We start from the raw sequence: 2,197 nt of genomic DNA, 5'->3' as shown, positions 1-2,197 counted from the left end.
GTACCGTAGATCACGCCCATGTTCTGGCGCCGGGCCTGCTGGAACTGGCTCCAGTTCTCGGCGTCGGAGAAGGCGAGGTCGGCGATGATCCGGCTGTGCAGCGGTTCGCTGGGCTGATAGCTGCAGCCGAGCAGCAATCCCTTGTCGTCTGGAGCAACGCGCATGACGCGTAGCGGCAGGGTGCCCTTCGGCATGTCGATCGTGGTCTCGAACGAGGCCTGGCCCAGCGAGCCGACCGGCAATGCGTCGAAATCCTTGGACATGACGCGGATGGCGATGCCGTCGACCGACACATTTTCCGACACGATCGGCGCCGTCCGCCCCTCGATGGTGATCTCGCCACGGCGCTTCACCGGGAAGCGCCGAGCGGCTCGACCTTCCGGACGTTCGGAGACCACGCCGAGCGCGCAACCCGCCATCAGCAGGTTGAGGATGTTCCACAACCCGACGACCAGCGTGGTGTCTGCATTGTAAGGTTGAGTGAGAATGCGCCAATAGGTTGCGACGACGCCAAGCGTCAGCACGGCGAAGATGATGAAGAAGGGTTTGCCGAGCTCGGAGACGCGACGTGTCTCGAGCGACTCGTTCTTCGCCGTGACCTTGAAGGTTGGCTTGCTCGGATTGAGCAGGACCGAGATCACCGCCGGCAGCAGGTAGACCGCCTGGATGAATTCGTAGAGTTCCGAGATCCACGGCCAGCGATAGCGGCCATAGAGATAGTTCTGCATCATCAGGTTCACCGCCATGTAGCTGAGCACGTAGGCGAGGAACTCGGCGCCCGAGGCCGTGAAGATCTCCAGCCCGAAGAACAGGTAGAACAGCGGCGCGATGAGAAAGATGAGCCGTGAGAACGGGAACAGCCAGAAAAGGGCCGATGAGGAATAGCAAAGGCGCTGCGGCAGCGAGAGGCCGCGTTTGAACATCGGGCGGTGGTACAGGAGGATCTGCATCATGCCCTGCGCCCAGCGCGAGCGCTGGCCGATGAAGCTGGTGAAGGTCGCAGGCTGGAGCCCGGCGATCAGCGGCTTGTCCACATAGACGCTATGCCAGCCGGTGGCGTGGAGCGTGATCGCGGTTTCCGCGTCCTCGGTGATGCTGCGGCCGGAGAAGCCGTTCGTCGTCTGGAGGGCGGTGCGCCGCAGGACCGCGGCAGAGCCGCAGAAGAACGAGGCATCCCATTTGTCGAGACCGCGCTGGATGATGCCGTAGAACATCTCGTTCTCGGATGGCATCGCCTTGAAGGTCTTGAGATTGCGCTCGAGTGGGTCGGGGTTGATGAAGAAGTGCGGGGTCTGCACGAGGAACAGCTTCGGGTCCTGGCCGAAATAGCCGATCGTCTCGCTGAGGAAGCTGCGGGCCGGAGCATGGTCCGCGTCGAACACGACGATCAGATCTCCCTGCGAATTGGCAAGGCCATTGTTGAGGTTGCCGGCCTTGGCGCTGATGTTGCGCGCGCGGGTCAGATAAGTGGCGCCCAGCCCCTCGCACAGCTTCTGCAGGGTCGCGCGGCGCTCGCGGGCGGCGCTGGCGGCGACAAAGTTGTCGGCGTTGCACTTCTCGTCCGTGCCGCCGTCATCGAGCAGGTACACCTTCAGGCGGCCCGCCGGATAGTCCATGGCCATCGCCGCGGAAAGCGTCGTTGCCAGCAGCTCCGCGTCCTCATTGTAGGATGGCACGAAGACATCGACCGTCGGCGCGTTCTGCGGATCGATAAGCGGCGCTTTCCGGCGCGGCAGCGGCAGCGCCACGACGAAGAGGCTGAGGAACAGCATGCCGATGTTGTAGAGTTCCGCGAGATAGACGATCACGCCCGGGATGAAGTCCTCGAGCTGGTTGACTGGCGGCAAGGTGCTTGTCGTACGCCAGTAGATGTAGCGCAGCACGATCGCGGTCCCGAGGCCGAGGGCAATCAGCCGCCAGACCCCGTCTGGCCGAAGGAACTTCAGGATGACCATCGCGCCGACCACGATCGTGCCCGCGATCAGGTGTGCCTGCAGGCTGATCGGCAAGGTGATCAGCGCGACGACGACGATCGCGGTGATGGCCCAGAAGATGACGTAGCTCGCAGTTCGCATCGGGGCGTCTGGCAACCGGTTTCGTGGTCAGGGGGCAGGTGGCGGCGGAACGGTCGGGTATCCTTCGAGAGGCTTGTCGGGGATCGGCTCGGGGGCCTGCTGCACCCGGCGTTCGGTCCGTG

Annotated in this window: 1 protein-coding gene; it reads right to left on the bottom strand. The window is 63.7% G+C overall.

The annotated features are described in order from the left end of the window. A partial coding sequence (bcsA, locus tag ACIPIA_RS14685; RefSeq protein ID WP_400510613.1) for a UDP-forming cellulose synthase catalytic subunit occupies positions 1–2,075 on the bottom strand: 2,075 nt, incomplete at its 3' end. Positions 2,076–2,197: the final 122 nt, after the last annotated feature.

The sequence above is a fragment of the Allobosea sp. CER48 genome, assembly GCF_044752385.1.
Classification (GTDB): domain Bacteria; phylum Pseudomonadota; class Alphaproteobacteria; order Rhizobiales; family Beijerinckiaceae; genus Allobosea.
This window is presented reverse-complemented; position numbering and strand designations above follow the sequence as displayed.